Below are 1,526 nucleotides of genomic sequence, written 5' to 3'. Positions count from 1 at the left end.
ACCCTTCCTCGGACCAATCCGCCTCGAACTACCAGGTTTTTGCGGGTGTCCAGCTTGCAGGTTTGGGTTCAATACAACTGAACTGCTGCGAAGTGTTGAACAGCCTCCGCAACCGCGAAGCGGGGCATTATGCGGTTGTGGAATGTCGATGTGTAGACGATCTGCCCGGCACAACCGCTTTTCTGTGGCAGAAGCTGTGGTCAGCTTTTAAAAACAGATCGGAAAAAGCGTGCGCCGGGAGCCGGATGGTCTTTGACACACTCTGCGGCGCCTGTCTGCTTTCTCTCCATTTTATGCCTTAACGATACAATTTCGTCCGCTATCCTTGGCCTTGTACAAGGCAAGGTCAGCTGCTCGGAGAGCCTCGCGCCGGTCATCGAACGCAAATACATTCGCAATGCCCGCTGAAAAGGTGACATGCCCGATCGGTTCATCGGTCAGCCGGTTTATTAGTTTGCGTGCGGCAAACTGTTTCCGTGTATCGTCAAGTTTCTGCCAAGCTTCATCCAGAGAGATTCCCCGAAATAACAGAACGAATTCTTCTCCGCCATGCCGCGCGACGTGACACTTGTCGTCTGAAATTCGAGTCAGAGCCTGTGCGATAGATTGTATGACACGATCTCCCGTATCATGACCGTGTTTGTCGTTGATACTTTTAAAGTGGTCAATATCGCAAAACGCAACACTTAAAGGCTCAATTTCGGATTGAGCAATACGGTATTGTGACTCAAACACGCCTTCAAAGGCTCTTCGATTTGCCAAGCCAGTCAGATGATCCAAATCTGCTTCCCTTCGGGCTTTTTCCAGACTTGCCCGCAAAGAGGAGGCTTCCTTCTCGCTTCGCTCCATCTCCTTTTCGATGCGATCCGTCCGTTCGATCATTGTCTTGGTGATCTCAACGAGGTTCTGCAGAACAAGGTCGTGAGTCAGGTTTGCCGACAGGTTAGAGGCTTGGGCATGGAGCACCTCGCCGTATTCCTTGGTGCTCTTTTTTGCAGAGCTGGACGTATGCTCAAAGACGGCAAGCGTGCGCTCGACCTTGGCGGCAAGGCTGTCCAACTCCTCTGACTTCCCAGGAAGTGCGGAGACGGCATAATGGTCCATCATCGATTGGGTGATTTTTTCACCTGCAGCTACTTTTGCCGAGATGGTGCGCGCCAAGCCGACTACCGCGCCTGAAAACGCGGCGTGCGCCGTGAGCAGATTTGCCTGGCTTACTTCAAGCCTGTTTCCAAGGAGGAAATCCGAGATTCTTTCGAGCAATTCGCGATCTGCGTGGCTCGCGAGAGTCTCCGATGTCTTTTCGGCCTCTGGTGGCAAGGGGCTTTCGCTAAACCACCGTAAGAATCCAGATCCGGGTTTCACGCTCACATTCTCCATTACAGGCCTGACATAGCCAGGAGATCCACTTCAAAGGTTCGTGATCCTTTTAGCTCGGCGTGGTAAAGTTTGCTTGCGGCTACCACTACGAAGCTGGACACCCGCAAAAACCTGGTAGTTCGAGGCGGATTGGTCCGAGGAAGGGT

At 52.6% G+C, this 1,526-nt stretch carries 2 protein-coding genes; one reads left to right on the top strand and one right to left on the bottom strand.

Features of this window, described 5'->3' with window-relative positions; genetic code table 11:
• Positions 1-302 (top strand): hypothetical protein (locus tag AX703_RS28395; RefSeq protein WP_231735548.1); only part of this gene is annotated, 302 nt, incomplete at its 5' end.
• Here the strand turns inward: AX703_RS28395 and AX703_RS14395 are convergent.
• Positions 292-1,365: a diguanylate cyclase gene (locus AX703_RS14395; protein WP_230487951.1), complete on the bottom strand. Its 1,074-nt coding sequence runs from the start codon at positions 1,363-1,365 to the stop codon at positions 292-294. The genes AX703_RS28395 and AX703_RS14395 overlap by 11 nt on opposite strands.
• Between the last annotated feature and the right edge of the window lie 161 nt (positions 1,366-1,526).

Source organism: Novosphingobium sp. CCH12-A3, from assembly GCF_001556015.1.
GTDB lineage: Bacteria > Pseudomonadota > Alphaproteobacteria > Sphingomonadales > Sphingomonadaceae > Novosphingobium > Novosphingobium subterraneum.
Note: the sequence above shows the minus strand (reverse complement) of the source record. Positions and strands in the feature narration are given on the sequence as shown.